We start from the raw sequence: 18,130 nt of genomic DNA on the forward strand, positions 1-18,130 counted from the left end.
ATTCGAAAAATTGGGGGGGTAGACATTATTATCGATCTCCAAATCAGTCAGGTGGATGGGTAATCAGCAAGTACAACTCGTTTCGGCACTACTATCGTATATAACTACTTGATAAAACCTAGGCCGCTCTCGGTAGGCTCACTGCCGGGGGAAATTTCTAAGCGACCGCCGCTTTCGATATCTCTATCAATTTTCGCTTTTTCGATATGTCTTGAGTCCGCTTTTCAATCACCCATCGTTATCCGAGCGTTTGCGGTTGGCTTCGTCTCGGGCTTTTTGGGCGCCCTCGCCGAGGGCGGCGCCGATCCAGACCAAGATGCTGCGGATGATTGTGATGACGAGCCAGAAGAATCCGAATACGACCAGCAATCCGAGAATTACATCCATGTCATCGCTCCTTGTCATTTTTGCGATGATGATCGGCGAAAAGCCCAAAGCCTGATTCGTCGATACGAGGGTTCATTGTCCCCTGTGAACGGGGTCTGAGCGAAATCGATCAAGATGGCTCGAAGTCGATTTCGCTCGACGATTCTTGTTTTTTATAAAGGCTCCCGGGGCAGAGGCAAGAGAATGCTTGGATCAGTTTGCCTTGATCATATTGATCCGCCCTTCCACCCTCGGGGTTACGGGGGTGTTGGTGCGAATGAACTGGATCAGGATCGAGGCGATCAGGTCGCTGTCGTCGCCGTCGAAGATCATCTCGCCGGTGGCCAGAGCATCGTAGCCGTCGCCGCCTCTGCCCATGTATTCGTTGGTGGCAACGCTGTAAAGGGCGCTTTTATCGAGGGGCTTGCCGTCGACCTTGACGTTCATGATGCGTTCCCCGGCCGGCATGGAGGGGTCCACATCCATAGTGATCCCCGAGACATGGGGGAAGCGGCCGGCGCTGTTTTCGACTTGGGAGACGCCGTTTTCCAGCGCTTTGAGCAGGTTCTCTCCCGATACTCGCAGCCCGACCAAGGTGTTGCCGAAAGGCAACTCCTCGAAGATATCGCGCCGCGTCAGATCGGATCCGGCAGGGTATTCCTTGCCCGCGCGGATTCCGCCGCCGTTGGCGATGGCGATATCGGTATCGAAAAAGGCGCGCATGGCATCGGTCAGCAGATTGCCGAAGGCGGATTCTTGTGTTCGCACGATGACACGACGGGTATCCATCGAGGTGGCGGTGCTGCCGATGGTTTTATCCATCTCGGTCGCTATCTGCGCCTGATAGGTTTGCGCCAGCGCCTCGGTTTCGGGATCGACCGGATGATCGGCGGTGTCGATGATGCGGAAATTCGGCCACCAGTTCACTTTGCGCTTGTCGTCTTTTTCCTCGACATCGACGGCAAGATCGATCGCGACCATATATTCGGCATCGGATCGGGTTTCGGCGAAAACGGTTCGACCATCGAATTCGAGTCTGAGATCGTGATCGTCTCCGCTGAGCAAAATATCCATCGCATCGCCGGCCTCGGCCAGCAATCGCTCGTCTTCGGCGAAGGAGGTGTGGGCGACGGCGACGATGATATCGGCGCCTTGCTCTTTCAACCCTTGGGCGGTATCGAGGGCGGTGCGCACCAAGGGCAAGAATGAATAGTCGGGACCGGGGGAGGAAAGAACCTCGGCGCCGGGGGTGAGCAGGCCGTAAACCCCGACCTTGACCCCATCGAAATCGAATATCTGCGAATCATCGATTCCCGCCCGGCGGCGCCCTTGACCATCTCGAAGATTGGCACTCAATATCTTGCTATCGAGTTTTTCGAGGATGAGCTCTTCGAAGCGCTCGGGGCCGAAATCGAATTCATGGTTTCCGGGAACGAAAATATCGGGGGGAACGATATTGAGCAACTCGATGACATGCGCCCCTTTGTCGATACCGCTCATCAACGAGGGTGAGATGGTATCCCCGGCGTGGATATAGAGCAGATGTTCGTTGCGCTTTCGTTCGCTGCGGGCGACGGTAGCGGCCTTGCTGAATCCGCCTCGACCGTCTTCGCTTTGCATGCGATAGATATCCGAAATCAACAGCAAGGTGATATCGACCTCTTTCGCCTGAACCGATGATATCGTCAGTGTTAAAGCGAAAAGGGAAGTCAGGAATCCGGTTTTGATATTCATGCGCTCGAGATCTCCTCAAATCTGGTTCGGCGAAATCCGATGGTTTTCGATACTGTTCGATACTTTGCAGACGCTTCGCAATCGGCATCGATGCGGTCGATCGGGCAGGGATCGATGCGCTATCGATGAGGGCGATTTGAAAATGCGGTGATCCGTTTTTTCGGCTATGGCATCGGTATGGCATCGGTTCGGTTCAAAAGAGATTCATTTCGATTCGTCTTTTTCTTTTTCTTTATCTTTCATCTCATAGTACTGCTCAAGGTGGATTGCATCGGCCAATGCTTGGGCCATTATATCGGGCATTGCTTCGGCTTGCTCGATATAATGCTCTTCGCACTCGTCGAGCTTGAGAGAACATAAAACAGCCGCTGTCACTCCGGCCTCCAATATATTTTCTTTATCTTCCATTATGTCAGGCTGCTGATTCATCTCCCGGGTGATCACATTCTTCAAGATATGCAAGCGAAGTTCGGGGATCAGTTGCCGGCGCCCGGTCTTTTTGTTTCGAACGAATATCCCTTCGTTCTTTCCGCTCATGATCGGTCTCCTGCGCAGATGCGCTTTTTAGATGGCGATACGAGTGCAATCGCTCATAAGGATTGCACTGCTTGGATGCGCTACTTGGATGCACTACCCTTTATTCCGACCTCTTTGCATCTTCTTTGCGCACATCACCGAGCGCTTCTTCGGTGGTGCGACGATCGAGGTCGGGGGATGGATTTCGCATCGTTGGCGATTCGATCGATCGAGGGGATACAGTGCTTTCAAAGCACTCGATCACGCACGATCACGCTTGCAAGAGAATCTGCATTTCGAACTCCTTGGCACCGTCTTCGAGCCACTGCCAAGCATAAAGAGCGAAGCTTCGGGCGACATGGATTTCGAAGGTCGGATCATCGTCGATCCGGTGGATCAGGATATTGCAGCGAGCCAAGCGGGATTGGGCGCAATGGCCTGTGGGGAATTCGGTCGGATGCAGATCGAGCGGGCAACCTTTGGCGATCACGTCGATGGCTTTGGGGCCACCGATGCCGATGATGGTGCGCGCATGAGAAATATCGCAAAGGGAGAAAGGCAGATCCTCCAGTTTTTTGCGCAAAGCCTCCTCGGTCTCCTCGAGCTTTTCTTCGGGGACGGCGATCAGCCACTCATCCGGCCCCAGCCATAGCATCTGCCTGTCGCCCTTGCTTTGCGATGTCAGGGGCTCGGTGATCGGCTCGATTTTGAGCACGGTCTGCACCGCTTTTTTGAATTTGGCGTCATCGGCATCGCCGCGCAGATTCAAAAGACCTCGAGGGGGGCGCTCGCCGAGGATCACCTTGCGATCGAGATCGAGATCGAGATCGCCCTCGGACTCGTCGGCGGCACTCGTATGATCCTTGGCCCGATTTGCGAGATTGAGAGCATCGAGGGCGCTTTGATAGCGGAAGTTATCAGCTGCGGGCACGGCTTCCCTCCGGATCGAGGAATTCGGGAGCGGTGATGAGCGCCGAGACATTGCGCCCTTCGAGGGGCACGACCACGGACTCCCCGTGACGGCTACGGCCTGCGCGCACCAACGCCAACGCGATCGAGCGCTTGAGATTCGCGCTGTAATACGAGGAACTGACATGGCCGATCATCGGCATCGGTAGCGGGCCTTCTCGGTCTACGATCTGCGCCCCCTCGGGAAGGACCTCCGTCGGGCTTTGCGTGAGCAGCCCCACCAGCTGTTTGCGATCCTCGCGGGCGGTATCGGTGCGGGACAAGGAGCGCTTGCCGATGAAATCCTTGGTTTTGCTGACCATCGACGCCATGCCGATATCGATGGGGGTCACCGTCCCGTCCGTCTCCTGGCCGACGATGATGAATCCCCGCTCGGCCCGAAGCACATGCATCGCCTCCGTCCCGTAAGGGGTGAGACCGTATTTGCGGCCTTGCTGTATCAACGCCTCCCAAAGCGAACGACCGAATCCTGCGGGTGTGGATATCTCGAAGGATGATTCGCCGGTGAACGATATCCGGGCGATGCGGGCGGGGATCTCGGCTACCTTTCCTTCGCGCCAGTGCATGAAGGGAAAGGCCTTCGGATCGAGGTCGATATCGGGAGCCAAGTCCGCAAGCAAAGGGCGAGCGAGCGGACCCGATATCGATGCGGTGGCGAGTTGCTCGGTCAGCGAGGTGAAGTAGACCTCCAGATCCGGCCACTCCGTTTGCCGCCACTCCTCGAGCCACGCCAAAACGCGGGCGGCGTTGGATGTCGTGGTGTGCATCAGAAAATGCCGCTCGCCCAAGCGCAAGGTGACCCCGTCATCGAAGACCATGCCGTCTTCGGTGCACATCAATCCGTAGCGGCCGCGGCCTATGCCGAGTTTTTTCCAGTTGTTGGTGTAGATGCGCTCGAGGAATTCGGCGGCGTCTCGCCCTTGGATATCGATCTTCCCCAAGGTGGTGGCATCGAGGATCCCGACCGCCTCTCGCACCGCAAGACACTCCCGATCCACCGCATCCTTCATCGATTCATCCGCCAGCGGGTAGTAGCGCGGTCGCTTCCATTGCCCCACATCCTCGAAAACCGCCCCCTTTTCGACATGCCATTCGTGCATCGGGGTGGTTCTGATCGGATCGGAAAGAGCGCCGACCTCGCGCCCGGCCAGGGCCCCGAAGGTCGCAGGGACGAAGGGCGGACGGAAGGTGGTGGTGCCGGTCAAGGCGATATCGCTATCGAGGGTTTGCGATAGCAAAGCAAGCGCGTTGACGTTGGAGGTCTTGCCTTGGTCGGTGCCCATGCCGGTGGTGGTGTAGCGCTTTAAATGCTCCACCGAGCGATATCCCTCGCGAGCGGCGAGTTCCACATCGGCGACGGTGACGTCGTTTTGCAAATCGACGAAGTGTTTCGAGCGCGCTCGCCCCCCCGATCCGGAAGGCGTCGACCATAAAAGCCTGATCGGGGTCTGCTCGCTTTGTTCGATCTCAGGAAGAGCCCCGGCGCTTGCGCGCTTTTTGAACCCGCATGCGGCGGCCGCGGCTTTGCCCGCTTCTCGGGCCTCTAAGATGGCGGCCCCCAGCTCCAAGGTGCCGCTGCAAGCCCCGACGCAGAACTGCGGCTGCTTGGATTCGAAGGGGATGAAGATCCCTCGCTGATCGTCGAAGGAGAGTTTTCCGCCGGATTGGGAAAAAAGATGGACCGCAGGATTCCACCCGCCCGACGAGCAAACGAGATCGCAGGAGATCTTGCGGTGGCGACCGGAGTATCCCGAGGCGGCATCGTCCAATGCCGCCACCGAGACTTTCTTGACCGACTTGTTGCCGTGCACATCGGTGATCGCATGGCCCGCCAAGAGCTCGATGCCATGACGCCTTAGCAAAGTGCGCCTAGGATTGGATAGCTCGGAGCGCACATCGACCAAGGTCACCCGCATCCCGGCGATATCGGCGAGATCGATGGCGCTCTCCCACCCGCTGTCGTTGTTGGTGAAGACCACCGCCGCACCCGATCCCGGGCGGACCGCATAGCGATTCGAATAGGCCTGAGCCGCACCGGCGAGCATGACCCCCGGCTTGTCGTTATTGCGAAAAACCAAGGGTCGCTCATGGGCGCCGGTCGCCAACACCACCTGCTTCGCCCTGACCTTCCATAAACGCTGGCGGATCTGCCGATCCCCGCTTCGAGCGGACGAGGGGAGATGATCGCCTAGCCGTTCGAGCAAGGTCAGGAAGTTGTGATCGTAATAGCCGAGCGCGGTCGTCCTTTGCAGCCTGAGCACCTCGGGGGCGTCATCGAGATCGGCAACCGTCCGATCGACCCACTCGGTGGCCGGGGCTTCGTCGATGATGGTGCGAGTGCCGGTCAGCCGACCGCCGGGCTCGGGGCGATCGTCGGCGATGATCACCCGCGCTCCGGCCTTGGCCGCCGCTTGGGCCGCCATCAATCCCGCGGCTCCGCCCCCGATCACCAAAACATCGCAATGCGCGAAGCGCTTGTCGTAGATATCCGGATCGGGTCCGGTCGGGGCGCGGCCGAGCCCGGCGGCGCGGCGGATGAAACGCTCGTACTTCATCCACCACTTCTTGGGCCACATGAAGGTCTTGTAATAAAAGCCTGCGGGCAATAAAAAAGAGAGCCGGTTATTGATCGCCCCGATATCGAAATCGACACTCGGCCAGCAATTTTGGCTTTGGGCAACCAGCCCCTCGTAGAGTTCGACCTGCGTGGCGCGAGCGTTCGGCTCTCCCGATGCCCCTTGGCCGAGTTGGACCAAGGCGTTGGGCTCCTCCACGCCCTCGGCGAAGATCCCCCGCGGGCGGTGGTATTTGAAGCTGCGGCCGATCAGCCGCACGCCGTTGGCCAACAGCGCGGAAGCCAGCGTATCCCCGGCATAGCCGGTCAGTTCCGCGCCGTTGAAGGTGAAGCGCAAAGGGCGTTCGCGATCGATGCGACCGCCTTGGGCAAGCCTGAATCGCTGCTCGCTCATGCCCCCTTCCCCTTGGCCTTGGCCCGCTTTTTATCCTCGGCCGCTTCGCCGATGCGGTAGATCCGCAAGATTTCATGCGTGAGCGTATCGCGCTCGATATTGAACCAGCGACGGCAACCGGCCTCGTGATACCAGCGCTCGCGATGCGCACCTTTGGGGTTGGATCTCATGAATAGATAATCCGCCCACTGCTCATCTGATAGATCATCGGGGGAAAGAGGGCGAACGATATGCGCTTCTCCCCCGCAGTGAAATTCGCTTTCATCTCTGGGTCCGCACCAAGGACAACGGATAAGCAGCATCGCTTCTCTTTTCCTTTGAATCCGCTGATTTCGACTTGCGCCGAATGGCGAAGCGGCGGGCTTTTCAGTGGGCCACCGCCGCCGCCCCGTGTTCGTCCACCAACGCTCCGCCGGTGAAGCGATCCAGATTGAAGGCGGCATTGAGCGGGTGGGGTTCGTCTCGAGCGATGGTATGGGCGAAGACATGGCCGGAGCCGGGGGTGGCCTTGAATCCTCCGGTTCCCCAACCGCAGTTGAAATAAAGATGCCGTACCGGGGTTTTGGAGATGATCGGACTTGCATCGGGGCAGATATCGACGATCCCCGCCCAGTGGCGCAGCATCTTCAACCGGGAGAAGATCGGGAAGAGTTCGAGCAACGCCCCCATCTGCTCCTCGATGACTCTGAAACTGCCTCGTTGGGCATACGAGTTATAGCCGTCGATCCCGGCGCCGATCACCAGTTCGCCCTTGTCGGATTGGCTGACATAGACGTGCACCGCATTGGACATCACCACGGTATCGTGGATCGGCTTGATCGGCTCGGAGACCAGCGCCTGCAAGGCGTGGCTTTCCACCGGCAGCCTGAAACCCGCCATCTGCGCCAGCACACTGGCATGCCCTGCCACCACCACGCCCACTTTATTCGCTTGGATATAGCCGCGGGTGGTTTCGACCCCTTCGACCCCCTCGTCGCCCCGGCGGATGCCGGTGACCTCGCAATTTTGGATGATATCCACCCCCAAGGCATCGGCGGCGCGGGCGAAACCCCATGCCACGGCATCGTGTCGCGCCACCCCGCCGCGGCGTTGCAAAGATGCCCCGAGCACCGGATAGCGCACATCCGGCGAGGTGTTGATGATCGGCACCATCGCCTTGATTTGATCCGGGGTCAGGATCTGCGAATCGATGCCGTTGAGACGGATGGCGTGCACGCGCCGCGAGAGTTCTCGCAGATCGTGTTCGTTATGGGCGAGATTGAGCACGCCGCGCTGGCTCAGCATGATATTGAAGTTGAGCGTCGAGGAAAGATTCTCGTACAGACGCAGCGAGTGCTCGTAAAGATGGGCGCTTTGGTCTTGAAGATAGTTCGAGCGGATGATGGTGGTATTGCGCCCGGTATTGCCGCCGCCGATCCAACCCTTTTCCAGCACCGCCACCCGTTTGATGCCGTGCTCGGCCGCCAGATAATAGGCCGTGGCCAAGCCATGACCGCCACCGCCGACGATCACCACATCGTAGGCTTCTTTGGGCTGCGGGTTTCGCCAAGCGGCGGGCCAACGCCGATGCGATCGAAGGGCGTTGCCGAGCAGGGAGAGGATCGAGTAGCGCATACTTTATGGTGTCGAAAATGATTGCCGAGGGCGTTGCCGAAAAGCGTTGTCGGCGGATATTGTCTCGTCGATCGGATCGAAAATCGGATCGAAAACAGCCCGGGGCTCATCCCTTCCGAGCGTTGCCGTTTTTCTCCGATCCGACCGGCGGTGGGGGCATGGGTATCCCATGAGGCTCGGAAGATGAAGCGTTGGACGATCATCTTCGCAACCGCAAGGGTGTCAATGATACCCTAGACCCGGCTTCGAGCCGGCTTCGAGGGCCGAGCGAAGCGCGATATGAGGCGGGATGGATGTGCGATGGATTGCGCGATGGATGCAGGTCTTGACTCGGCTGCGACGGGCTTTGACAAAGATGGCCGCCTTGGAAGAAAAGACCTGCCGGAGCCATCGGGCTCGGCCTCGGGCTTCGAGATCGCCCCTTCGCCCATACACTCGCCCCTTATCGAGCGTTCGCGCGGATAATCGCCCTTTTTCGAAGGTTCTTTCGATCCTTCTCGTACTTTCGCAACCGGCGCTTTCGTTGCCGGCATTTTCGTTCTCGGCGCGGGCCTTCGCCCTACCCATCACCGATCGTTCTTCGAGGAATCATCCACCGTGCGTCGCCTTGAAAAAGCCTTGGAAGATCCGCAGCGCTTCGTCGTTACCGGCGAACTGACTCCCCCCAAAGGAACCGACCTCACCGCCTTGTTGGAGCGAGCCGACGGGCTTGGCGAGCATGTCGATGCGATCAACATCACCGACTCCCATGCCGCTCGCATGTCGATGGCCCCGATGGCCGTGTGCCACGCCCTGATCCAACGCGGTATCGATCCGATCATGCAGATGACGAGCCGGGATCGAAACCGCATCGCGATGCAATCGGATCTCCTCGCGGCATGGTCCTTGGGGGTACGCAACATCGCCTTCATGGGCGGGGATCCGCCGAAAAACGGGGATCATCCGGAGGCGAAGGGGGTTTTCGATGTCTTCTCCTCGACCATCATCGAAGCGGCGGCGGGGATGAGCAAGGGGCGCGATATGGCGGGCAATGCGCTTACCGGAAACGCCGATTTTCGGATCGGGGCGGTGGTCAATCCCGGGGCGACGGATCTGGATGGGGAGATCCGGCGCATGATCGAAAAATACGAGGCGGGGGCGAGTTTCTTCCAAACCCAGGCGGTTTACGATCCTTCGGCCTTCGAGGCTTTCATGCGGCGAATCGAATCCATCGATGTTCCCATCCTTGCCGGGATCATCCCCATCAAGTCCTTGAAAATGGCCGCTTATATGAACGAGAAGGTCCCGGGGGTGAATATCCCGCAAGACCTGATCCGAACGATCGAGGTGGCGAGCGACCGCGCCGCCGTCAGCTGCGAGATCACCGCCGATATCATCGAGGCGATCCGCCCTCTTTGCCGCGGGGTGCATGTGATGGCGCTGGGCTGGGAGGAGAGGGTTCCCGCTATCCTCCAAGCCGCCGGGGTTCGATGAAAGCGTGCTCTTTGAACATCATCTTGCAACCTATCCCTTTTATCTATGGAGCATGAACCATGCCTCGCAGATTGCCCCCTCTCAATGCACTGCGAGTGTTCGAAGCCGCGGCCCGGCATTTGAGCTTCACCCGCGCCGCCGACGAGCTCTTTGTCACGCAAGCGGCGATCAGCCATCAAATACGAAGCCTCGAGGATTACATCGGACAAAAACTCTTCCGACGCAATCGCCGAGCGCTGCTTTTGACCGATGCCGGACAATCCTTGCAACCGGCGGTGAGCAAAGCCCTCGATATCATCCACACCGCGATCAAGGATATCGCCCGCGAGGATCGGGCGAAACCGCTGACGGTCTCGGCCCTTCCCTCCTTCGCCGCCAGCTGGCTCGTGCCCCGTTTGGGACGCTTCCGGGAGCGATATCCCGATATCGACCTGCGCATCGATCCCTTACCGGATATCATCGATTTCCGGCAAAGCGATGTGGATGTGGCGATCCGCTACGGGCGCGGACAATATCCGGGGCTGCGCACCGACCGCCTGCTCGAAGAGGATAAGTTTCCCGTTTGCAGCCCGCAACTTCTACAAAATATCGGGCACAAACTGACCGAGCCTGCGGACCTTGCGCACTACAACCTGCTGCACGATGACGGGCATCTCGACTGGCGCACTTGGCTGCTGGCGGCCGGGGTCGACAATATCGATCCGACCCGCGGCACCGTGTTCACCGATTCGAGCATGCTGATCCGAGCGGCGGTCGAGGCCCAAGGGGTGGCTCTGGCGCGCTCGGTCATCGCCGAAGGGGAACTGGCCGCCGGGCGCTTGATCCGCCCTTTCGACCTCAACCTCTCCACCGAGCACGCCTACTATCTCGTTTGCCCGCAGGAAACGGCGGGGCGCCCCAATATCGTCGCCTTTCGAGAGTGGATCATCGACGAGGCCATGGGCGGCGGGCACCGGAAAGGCGGCGACGAGACGGGAGGTCGGGAATCGAGCGGGAGTGCGGGAGTGAGGGCGGGCCGAAAACCCAATCGTCCCGATTCTTCGGCGATCGATTGAGCGTTCGAGAATCGAAGCCGGCGCACCCCTAAAATAGGCTTGAATCGAACGAGTTCGCGCTGGATTCTTGGGCTAGATAATTCTTGGACGATGATTCTCTGAACGACGACTCGACGCATGACGGCATTTCGAACCATCGGGCTCATCGCCAAAAAAGACGATCCGCGCACCGGCGAGATGCTGGGGCGGTTGATCGCCTTGCTCGATGCGCACAAGGCGAGCGTCGTGCTCGACGAAAGCGCCCTTGCCTACCTTCCCGACTCCGGATCGCCCGGCTCGCCCGGTGCAAAGGCGAAGGTCGTATCGCGGAAGATGCTGGGACAGGTCTGCGATCTGGTGGTGGTGGTGGCGGGCGACGGAACCTTTCTTTCCGCCGCTCGCTCTTTGGTCGATCAAAATACCCCGCTGCTGGGGGTCAACTTGGGGAGAGTGGGCTTTCTTGCCGATATCACGCCGGACGAAGTATCGGCAAGGCTCGATGCGATCTTGCGCGGCCGGTTCATCGAAGAATCCCGCTTTCTTCTCGATGCCCGGATCCGGCGCGCAGGCGATAGCGGCGAAGGGACCTTTTCGGGCATCGCGCTCAACGAGGTGGCGATCCATAAAAGCGAGATGACGAGATTGCTCGATCTCGAGATCATCGTCGACGGACACCATGCCTACGCCCAGCGCGCCGACGGTTTGATCGTGGCGACCCCGACCGGCTCCACCGCCTACGCCCTCTCCGGCGGCGGACCGGTGCTGCATCCCTCCTTGGATGGCGTGGTGCTGGTTCCGATCTGCCCGCAGATCTCGGGGCGGCCGATCGTCTTGGGAGGGCAAAGCACGATCACCCTTCGCTTGGTCCACTCATCGCCGACGAAGGCTCGTTTATCCTGCGACGGGCAAAAGGGTGAAGGGATCGAACCCGGGGATTGCATCGTGGTGCGAAAACATCGCCCCGAACTTCGCCTGATCCACCCCGAAGGCCATGATTTCTATGCCACTTTGCGCACCAAGTTGCACTGGGGCAGAGGGCTTGGATGACCGGTTGACGGGTTGATTGGTTGATCGATCGATTCGAGCCCGCTTGATTCGGGATCGATCGAACAGCGCGCGCTCTCATCGATAATTCCCATCGCCCTCATCGCCCCTCGATAACCTGCCCCACCTGAACCTGCCCCACCTGCCCGACTCGAATCCGACCCATGCTTCGCCATCTCACCATCCGGGATCTCGCCGTCGTCGATGCCGTGGACATCGACTGCAAGCCCGGCATGACGGCGCTGACCGGCGAGACCGGGGCGGGAAAATCCATCCTCGTCGATGCCCTTGCGCTCATCGTCGGAGCGAGGGCCAACACCACCTTGGTGCGAGAAGGAGCCGCTCGCGCCGAAGTCTGCGGGGTTTTCGATATCGAGGCGAATCCCTTGGCGCGCGCTTGGCTGGCCGAGCACGACCTCGAAGACGATTCCGGCGAATGCATCGTGCGCCGCTCGATCGACCCCAAGGGCCGCTCCCGCATCTTCGTCAACGAACGCCCCTTGTCCGCCCAAGGCTTGCGGGATTTGGGGGAGAACCTGGTTGACATCCACGGTCAGCACGCCCACCACCTCTTGCTGCATCGGGATCGACAGCGGGGGATCGTCGATGCCTTCGCCGACCATGACGCACTGTTGGGCAAGGTCGCGCGGCAAGCCGAACGCTGGCGATCGCTCAAACGCCGTCTCGCCGATCTCGATGCCGGCGAGAACGACCCTTCTCGGCTGGAATTCCTGCGCTTTCAGATCGACGAGCTGGATGCCGCGGCCATCGCCCCCGGCGAAGCCGAGCGCCTCGTCGCCGAGCAACGACGATTGGCCAATGCCGAGGGGATCATCGACGCCTGCCGCCGGATCCTCTCGCGGATCGAGGGCCAAACGGCGGGCTCCATCGACCTCGCTCTGGCCGAGATCCGGCGCGATCTGGATGGCCTCGTTCGCCACGAACCTCGGGCGGCGGCCATCGGCGAGTTGATCGAAGGGGTTTCGATCGGGCTCACCGAAGCGGCGGCCACCGCTCGGGAGCTGAGCGAGGGGCCGGATATCGATCCCGAACGTCTGGCTTGGACCGAACAGCGCTTGGGATTGCTGCATGATCTGGCGCGCAAGCACCGCGTCAAACCCGAGGAACTGCCCGCGATCGCCGAGGCCTTGCGAGAGCGGATCGCCCACCTCGATGCCGGGGAGGAAAGGCGATCCGAACTTTGCAAGGAGATCGATGATGCGCAGGAGAAATACCGCAAGTTATGCGCTGACTTAAGTGCAAGCCGCCGCCGCGCCGGGGACAGGCTTGCGCAGCGGGTGGGCAAGGCGATGCGAACCCTGGGCATGGGCGGCGGGGATTTCAGCATCGCTATCGAGGGGACGGATGAAAAGAACCCTTCCCCTCATGGGGCGGATCGAGTTGAATTCCTCGTCAGCGGCGGTGCCGGTCAATCGCTTCGGCCGCTGGCGAAGGTCGCCTCCGGGGGGGAACTCTCCCGAATTTCGCTGGCGATCCAAGTCTCCCACTTCGGCGGAACGCAGGTTCCGACCTTGGTTTTCGACGAGGTGGATGTGGGGATCGGGGGACGAGTGGCGGAGATCGTGGGCAAGCAACTGCGCAAACTGGGAGAATCGCGTCAGGTGCTTTGCGTCACCCATCTCCCCCAAGTCGCCGCCCGCGCCCACTGCCAATCGGCGATCGAAAAATCATCGAGACCGGACGGCACCCCCGGCGTCAACGTCCTCACCCTCGACGAAGCAATGCGGGTGGACGAAATCGCGAGAATGCTGGGCGGAGAGAAGATCACGCCCAATACCTTGGCTCATGCAAGAGAAATGCTCAATGGAACCTGAACGGTACGGATATCGATCCGATGCGCATCGCCGGATCACCTCATTCACCATCGCCCCGGCGTCGGTGTCGGCTCCGGCGCCCGCATCCGCTCGGGCATCGATGCCTTTGCGAACGAGGGCGGGATCGAAAGCCTTATCCAAGCGGATCCTGCTCACCGGAATGCTGGCGGCGGTTTTAGGGGTGAGCGGGTGCGGCGATAACAGCATCGACCTGCCCGGCCTTTATCGACAAGAAATCATCCAAGGAAATATCATCGATCGCCAGATGCTCGGGCAACTCGAATTCGGGATGGAAAAGCGCAAAGTGCGCTTCATCTTGGGCACCCCCCTCTTGCTGGATCCCTTCCACGAGGGCCGCTGGGACTATATCTATGTCCATCACTCCGGATCGGGCGACGATGCGATCCGCCAGCAGATCTCCTTGTACTTCAAAGACGATCGACTCGAGATGATCGAAGGCGATATCGACCCTTCGGTCGCCGAGGAGATCAATCGTCGGATCAAGCAGCAGTAGGGGGCGATTGGGAGTACGTCGATCTACTTCGATCCCCTTCCGTCTCCGCCGAGGGAGGGGCGATAAGGGGCTTGGTATAGGGCCGGGTAAGCGGAATCGACCGCCCGCGAGGGCCATCGACATCCGGCGATATGCGAAGAGGATCCGATTCGGCTTTGCCTGCGACGGGCTGAGATCGACCCTTGCGAAAAATCCGCACGACCCGGCCCGAAGATCACCCGGCTTGCCGATCCCCCTTTTTCTCCGACGCCGCCTTGGCTCGCCGCCTGCGCGCATCCTTCGGATCGATCGCCAGCGGCCGCAAGACCTCGATCCGATCGCCATCCTCCACTTTCCCCGAAGCATCGACCTCGCAACCGAAAACCGCAAACCCGATCTTCGCCTGCACAAGTTCGGGGTACAAGCGATAAAGCCCCGAGCGCTCCACATATTCACCGACCGAAAGCCCATCGGGGGCGACGAAGGAAATCATCGCTTCCCTCGATGGCTCGGCATAAACCACCTCGATACGCATTCGCTCACCTTCCACCGTGGACGGCATGCGCCCGATGACAAAAAGCATCGACCATGGTGCGCGCGATCTCCTCGAAAAGCGGCGACAAAATCCGCCCGAAAAGACGACCGGCGATCTCGAAATCCATCACCAACCCCACCTCGCAACCCCCGCCACCTGCACCGCCCGCCCCCATCTCCTTGAAATCCCAATACCCGTCCAGCCGCGAAAAAGGACCGTCCACCAGTTCGATCCGTATCGAATCCGGCTCCGCCAACAAATTGCGGGTAGTGAACGACTTATGGATCGGCCCCCGAGCGATCTCCAGCGTCGCCACCACCACCTCGGGCGTACGAGATCGAATGGCCGCCGAACGACACCACGGCAAAAAGTGCGGATATCGCTCGATATCGCAAACGAGATCGAACATCTCCCGAGCCGAAAAAGGAACGAAAGCGGAACGAGTAACCCGAGGCATCAGAGTAACCCTTCAATCCCGCGAACACCCGACACGAGCCAGCCCGCCGACAACAAGCGCAGCCGACCTACCGGTATCCGCAGCCGAAAAAGTACCGAAAAAAGATTCATCTTGCCCCACCATCGATGATTTTTCATGGTCACGAAACAAAAAAAACAACCAAAATGGCAACGGACCGAAGCCCGCCCCCTTCTTTCCGATTGCAGCAAATAACACCCCAATTATCGATCCAATCGCTCATCCCTACCCGCTTCATGCCGACAGCCGATGGGATTTTAGGCAGATTATCCCATCGATCACACCGAAATGACGCCGGCACCCTTGGTTACTTGGGCCGCCCGACCCAAGCGCCTGCCCCACACCCCATCTCCCGCTTCAAAACCCTTCGCCTCCCGAACAAAAAACCTCCCAGAAGATACGAAATGATCGAACCGACACCTAAGCGATCGCTTTCAACAACCCCAAACCCCATAAAATACACGACCATCTCACAGCATCATGCCGACACCGAGCACGATGCCGCCCGCCTTGCGAGCCGGAAAATCCGATCATGGCCAAAAAGAAAAGCCCCCCTTCGAACCTCATCGCGCAAAACCGAAAAGCGCGCCACGACTACACCATCGAGGAGACCCTCGAGGCCGGTGTCGTGCTGGAAGGATGGGAGGTAAAAAGCCTGCGCGACGGAAGAGTGCAGCTGCGAGACAGCCACGCCATCGTCAGAAAAGGCGAAGTCTGGCTCTGCGGAGCGCATATCACCCCGTTGAACACCGCTTCCACCCACATCAACCCCAATCCCGTCCGCGATCGCAAACTCCTCCTGCACGGCTCCGAAATCTCACGCCTGATCGGTGCCGTCGAACGCCGAGGCTACACCCTCGTCGCCTTGGACATGCACTGGAAGCACGGCCGAGCCAAAGCCCTGATCGCCCTCGCCAAAGGCAAGAAGCAGCACGACAAACGCGCCGCCTCGAAAGAACGAGATTGGAATCGAGAGAAATCCAGAATCCTGCAAAGAGGCTGAAAACGCCACCGGACTCCCAAGCGAGAAGGGATCTCGAATCGATGAACCCTCGAAAGCCAAGCCATCAAAGCATTGAAAAAACCCAACCCAGCATCAAGATATCGTGTACACTACCCACTTCACCAACCACAAAGGGGGCGACTTGGCTTCGACGCGGATAGTGAAACCCGAGGTGCATGCCGAGGATTGCAGTTTCCTCGTAAATCCACTGCAAAACCAATAGTTGCCAACGACGACAACTACTCTCTGGCGGCCTAAACGCCCCAGCCTCTGACCGATTTCGTGCTTGTGCGTTCGGATTCCAGGGGTCAAATCACACAAGATCGCATCTTCCGATTGTCTCGATCGGAGCTGCTAAAACCCTTAGAGGCTCGCCGATCCGTAGCCCTGCCCGCCGGGTAACGAATCGGTCAAATCAAACGACGGGCTAAGCATGTAGATCCAAAGGCAGATCATTTGCGGACGCGGGTTCAATTCCCGCCGCCTCCACCAACCCGGGCTTTCGCTCACCCGAAGCCCTACAAAAAAGCGCCCTCATCGGCGCTTTCTTCGTATTCAAAACAGATCAATCCACTTAGCGAAATATCTATCTCGCAGTTCTTCACCCTCTCTGCGTAAAAGCATGGTATCTTGCTCGCACACCCCGACATGCAGCACACTAGAATAGCGAGAAACGTGCAATGATCAAGACCATTAAGCAATCCTGCCACTTCAATCCCATCATCCAAAATTACCGGATGAGTCAGAGCATTGAGAATCTGGCAGACCTCATAATGGATGAAGGGGATGGTCGTGAGTTTTTCTCTCGGAACTACATCACTCGTGGCATGGAGCAACTATTTCGTGAAGGCATGCTCCGCCTTTCCGGAAAATCGGATCAGGCAGTCTTCGAGCTTATCCAAGCAATGGGGGGCGGGAAGACACATATGATGGTTGCGCTGGGTCTGCTCGCCCGACATTCTCACCTTCGACAGGATTTTCTGAGCCCGGATATTAACACCCGTATCGATTTCAAAGATGTACGGATCGCCGCGTTCAATGGCAGGAACAACCCGGACAACTATATCTGGGGCGAGATCGCATCTCAGTTAGGCCAAGAAGAGATCATCAAACCCTACTGGGTGAACGGCCCCAAATCGGTCGACCAGTCGAAGTGGAAAGAAATCATCGGCAACAACCCTACCTTGATACTCTTGGACGAACTTCCTCCTTATCTTGACAATGCCAGCACACAAGTTCTGGGTCAAGGCACACTGGCAAATATGGTCGTCTATAGCCTCGGTGCTTTAATGAGCGCAGCGCTGGAGTTACCGAACTGCTGTATCGTCATAGCCAACCTCTCTGGTAGTTACAAGGCTCAAACCCGAGCCCTCGGTGATGCTATCTCAAATCTGCAACAAGAAACGCGACGACAGGCCATGACAATTATGCCGGTCCAGCTAGCCGGTAATGAGATATACGAGATTCTCAAGATGCGTCTTATTGACGAACTACCGGACAAATATACCGTTGCCGATGTTGCCGAGGAATACGCTCGGCAGGTCAAAAAAGCCGAGGATGGCGGATATATCGTCACCGCAAGTTTGGATCGAGTCACTGAGCAAGTGCGGGAAACATACCCTTTCCATCCGTCTTTCAAACACTTGGTTGCCTTGTTCAAAGAGAACGAAGGCTTCCGTCAAACGAGGGGTCTCATGCAATTCACCGCTAGATTGCTAAAAAGTGTTGCACAACGCGAGACTGACGACGTATATCTTATAGGTACTCAACATCTTGACCTAAACGACGATCAAGTTAAAGACGAGATTGAGCGTATCGCGCCTAAGCTGACACCTGCAATCGCTCATGATATTGCAGATAACGGCAATGCGATTGCCGAATCTGTTGATAATGAATTTGATAATGATGCAGCCAAGCAGGTTATGACATTGCTTTTAGCATCTTCCCTGTCCCGCTCTATCGGGTATGCTGTGTAAAAAATTTTTGTTAATTCTGATAGAAATTTTTTGAGTTATAAGCATTTTTTATAAACGGCAAATTTTTGAAAAAAATTAATACCCAAGGCTATAC

General features: G+C 58.4%; 16 protein-coding genes and 1 other RNA gene. 8 read left to right on the forward strand and 9 right to left on the reverse strand.

What is annotated here, in order from left to right:
* Positions 1–228 precede the first annotated feature (228 nt).
* From BF99_RS0101680 to BF99_RS0101720, 7 genes are all read right to left on the reverse strand, one after another.
* Positions 229–387, reverse strand: coding sequence for a hypothetical protein (locus BF99_RS0101680; RefSeq protein ID WP_156013119.1), 159 nt, complete (start codon positions 385–387; stop codon positions 229–231).
* 192 nt (positions 388–579) lie between these two features.
* A complete protein-coding gene (locus BF99_RS0101685; RefSeq protein WP_025769494.1) occupies positions 580–2,100 on the reverse strand; it encodes a bifunctional metallophosphatase/5'-nucleotidase in 1,521 nt (506 codons plus the stop codon).
* Positions 2,101–2,304: 204 nt separating this feature from the next.
* Positions 2,305–2,637 (reverse strand): hypothetical protein, encoded by a 333-nt coding sequence (locus BF99_RS0101695; protein WP_025769495.1) that lies wholly within the window; start codon positions 2,635–2,637, stop codon positions 2,305–2,307.
* 250 nt (positions 2,638–2,887) lie between these two features.
* Positions 2,888–3,547, reverse strand: a complete 660-nt coding sequence (locus tag BF99_RS0101705) for a sarcosine oxidase subunit gamma (RefSeq protein WP_025769496.1) — start codon at positions 3,545–3,547, stop codon at positions 2,888–2,890.
* Entirely contained in the window at positions 3,534–6,554 is a 3,021-nt protein-coding gene (locus BF99_RS0101710; protein ID WP_025769497.1) for a sarcosine oxidase subunit alpha family protein, read from the reverse strand. Before BF99_RS0101710 ends, BF99_RS0101705 begins: the two co-directional genes overlap by 14 nt.
* A complete protein-coding gene (locus BF99_RS0101715; protein ID WP_025769498.1) occupies positions 6,551–6,856 on the reverse strand; it encodes a sarcosine oxidase subunit delta in 306 nt (101 codons plus the stop codon). Before BF99_RS0101715 ends, BF99_RS0101710 begins: the two co-directional genes overlap by 4 nt.
* A 64-nt stretch (positions 6,857–6,920) precedes the next feature.
* Positions 6,921–8,168, reverse strand: coding sequence for a sarcosine oxidase subunit beta family protein (locus BF99_RS0101720; protein ID WP_025769499.1), 1,248 nt, complete (start codon positions 8,166–8,168; stop codon positions 6,921–6,923).
* Positions 8,169–8,765: 597 nt separating this feature from the next.
* On the opposite strand from BF99_RS0101720, the gene BF99_RS0101735 reads away from it, so the two are divergent.
* The 5 genes from BF99_RS0101735 (at position 8,766) to BF99_RS19985 (ending at position 14,068) form a co-directional block, all read left to right on the forward strand.
* A complete protein-coding gene (locus tag BF99_RS0101735) occupies positions 8,766–9,641 on the forward strand; it encodes a methylenetetrahydrofolate reductase (RefSeq protein ID WP_025769502.1) in 876 nt (291 codons plus the stop codon).
* A gap of 59 nt (positions 9,642–9,700) precedes the next feature.
* A complete protein-coding gene (locus BF99_RS0101740; protein WP_025769503.1) occupies positions 9,701–10,696 on the forward strand; it encodes a transcriptional regulator GcvA in 996 nt (331 codons plus the stop codon).
* Positions 10,697–10,813: 117 nt separating this feature from the next.
* On the forward strand, positions 10,814–11,722 hold the full coding sequence (locus tag BF99_RS0101745; RefSeq protein ID WP_025769504.1) for an NAD(+) kinase: 909 nt from the start codon (positions 10,814–10,816) through the stop codon (positions 11,720–11,722).
* A 161-nt stretch (positions 11,723–11,883) separates the two neighbouring features.
* The gene (gene recN, locus BF99_RS0101750; protein WP_025769505.1) at positions 11,884–13,554 is read left to right on the forward strand and encodes a DNA repair protein RecN; all 1,671 of its coding nucleotides are present in this window, start codon (positions 11,884–11,886) and stop codon (positions 13,552–13,554) included.
* Positions 13,544–14,068 (forward strand): outer membrane protein assembly factor BamE, encoded by a 525-nt coding sequence (locus tag BF99_RS19985; protein WP_025769506.1) that lies wholly within the window; start codon positions 13,544–13,546, stop codon positions 14,066–14,068. The genes recN and BF99_RS19985 overlap by 11 nt, the downstream gene beginning before the upstream one ends.
* Before the next feature lie 214 nt (positions 14,069–14,282).
* Here BF99_RS19985 and BF99_RS0101765 read toward each other — a convergent pair whose 3' ends face one another.
* Both BF99_RS0101765 and BF99_RS0101770 read right to left on the reverse strand, forming a co-directional pair.
* Positions 14,283–14,609 (reverse strand): RnfH family protein, encoded by a 327-nt coding sequence (locus BF99_RS0101765; protein ID WP_038096894.1) that lies wholly within the window; start codon positions 14,607–14,609, stop codon positions 14,283–14,285.
* A complete protein-coding gene (locus BF99_RS0101770; RefSeq protein WP_025769509.1) occupies positions 14,587–15,039 on the reverse strand; it encodes a type II toxin-antitoxin system RatA family toxin in 453 nt (150 codons plus the stop codon). Before BF99_RS0101770 ends, BF99_RS0101765 begins: the two co-directional genes overlap by 23 nt.
* Positions 15,040–15,589: 550 nt before the next feature.
* Between BF99_RS0101770 and smpB the strand changes: the two genes are divergently transcribed.
* The 3 genes from smpB to BF99_RS0101785 all read left to right on the forward strand — a co-directional run bounded on the left by smpB (position 15,590) and on the right by BF99_RS0101785 (position 18,036).
* On the forward strand, positions 15,590–16,060 hold the full coding sequence (smpB, locus tag BF99_RS0101780; RefSeq protein ID WP_025769511.1) for an SsrA-binding protein SmpB: 471 nt from the start codon (positions 15,590–15,592) through the stop codon (positions 16,058–16,060).
* 133 nt (positions 16,061–16,193) lie between these two features.
* Positions 16,194–16,552: a transfer-messenger RNA gene (gene ssrA, locus BF99_RS22350) on the forward strand.
* A gap of 188 nt (positions 16,553–16,740) precedes the next feature.
* The gene (locus BF99_RS0101785; protein WP_025769512.1) at positions 16,741–18,036 is read left to right on the forward strand and encodes a DUF499 domain-containing protein; all 1,296 of its coding nucleotides are present in this window, start codon (positions 16,741–16,743) and stop codon (positions 18,034–18,036) included.
* Positions 18,037–18,130 lie beyond the last annotated feature (94 nt).

The sequence above is a fragment of the Thioalkalivibrio sp. HK1 genome, assembly GCA_000583135.1.
Lineage (GTDB): Bacteria > Pseudomonadota > Gammaproteobacteria > HK1 > HK1 > HK1.

Coding starts and splice junctions, on each gene's coding strand:
- BF99_RS0101680 (WP_156013119.1), bottom strand. CDS start 387: ATGGATGTAATTCTCGGATTGCTGGTCGTATTCGGATTCTTCTGGCTC.
- BF99_RS0101685 (WP_025769494.1), bottom strand. CDS start 2,100: ATGAATATCAAAACCGGATTCCTGACTTCCCTTTTCGCTTTAACACTG.
- BF99_RS0101695 (WP_025769495.1), bottom strand. CDS start 2,637: ATGAGCGGAAAGAACGAAGGGATATTCGTTCGAAACAAAAAGACCGGG.
- BF99_RS0101710 (WP_025769497.1), bottom strand. CDS start 6,554: ATGAGCGAGCAGCGATTCAGGCTTGCCCAAGGCGGTCGCATCGATCGC.
- BF99_RS0101715 (WP_025769498.1), bottom strand. CDS start 6,856: ATGCTGCTTATCCGTTGTCCTTGGTGCGGACCCAGAGATGAAAGCGAA.
- BF99_RS0101720 (WP_025769499.1), bottom strand. CDS start 8,168: ATGCGCTACTCGATCCTCTCCCTGCTCGGCAACGCCCTTCGATCGCAT.
- BF99_RS0101740 (WP_025769503.1), top strand. CDS start 9,701: ATGCCTCGCAGATTGCCCCCTCTCAATGCACTGCGAGTGTTCGAAGCC.
- BF99_RS0101745 (WP_025769504.1), top strand. CDS start 10,814: ATGACGGCATTTCGAACCATCGGGCTCATCGCCAAAAAAGACGATCCG.
- recN (WP_025769505.1), top strand. CDS start 11,884: ATGCTTCGCCATCTCACCATCCGGGATCTCGCCGTCGTCGATGCCGTG.
- BF99_RS19985 (WP_025769506.1), top strand. CDS start 13,544: ATGGAACCTGAACGGTACGGATATCGATCCGATGCGCATCGCCGGATC.
- BF99_RS0101765 (WP_038096894.1), bottom strand. CDS start 14,609: ATGCCGTCCACGGTGGAAGGTGAGCGAATGCGTATCGAGGTGGTTTAT.
- BF99_RS0101770 (WP_025769509.1), bottom strand. CDS start 15,039: ATGCCTCGGGTTACTCGTTCCGCTTTCGTTCCTTTTTCGGCTCGGGAG.
- smpB (WP_025769511.1), top strand. CDS start 15,590: ATGGCCAAAAAGAAAAGCCCCCCTTCGAACCTCATCGCGCAAAACCGA.
- BF99_RS0101785 (WP_025769512.1), top strand. CDS start 16,741: ATGATCAAGACCATTAAGCAATCCTGCCACTTCAATCCCATCATCCAA.